This window comes from Alcanivorax sp. HI0044 (genome assembly GCF_001634945.1).
In genome coordinates, this window is record NZ_LWEZ01000988.1 from 1 (window position 1) to 333 (window position 333).

General features: G+C 55.0%; 1 pseudogene. It reads left to right on the forward strand.

Annotated elements, in window-relative coordinates:
* Nucleotide 1 precedes the first annotated feature (1 nt).
* Nucleotides 2-333 (forward strand): annotated as a pseudogene (locus A3730_RS11655) (acyl-[acyl-carrier-protein]--UDP-N-acetylglucosamine O-acyltransferase); the annotation flags it as partial.

A 333-nucleotide genomic window follows, 5' to 3' on the forward strand; every position in this document is an offset into this window, starting at 1 on the left:
CATGATTCATCCGACCGCCCTTATTGATCCGGCCGCGGAGCTTGCAGAGGATGTGCAGGTGGGTCCGTACTCCATTATTGGCCCCGACGTGAAAATCGGTGCGGGCACCGTAGTGGCGTCCCATGTTGTCATCAAAGGGCCGACCACCATTGGTCGCAATAACCACATCTTCCAGTTCGCGTCCGTCGGCGAGGACTGCCAGGACAAGAAGTACAACGGGGAACCGACTCGTCTGGAAATTGGCGACGACAATGTCATCCGTGAATCGGTCACCATTCATCGCGGTACCATTCAGGACAATTCCCTGACTAAAATCGGTAGTCGTAACTTGCT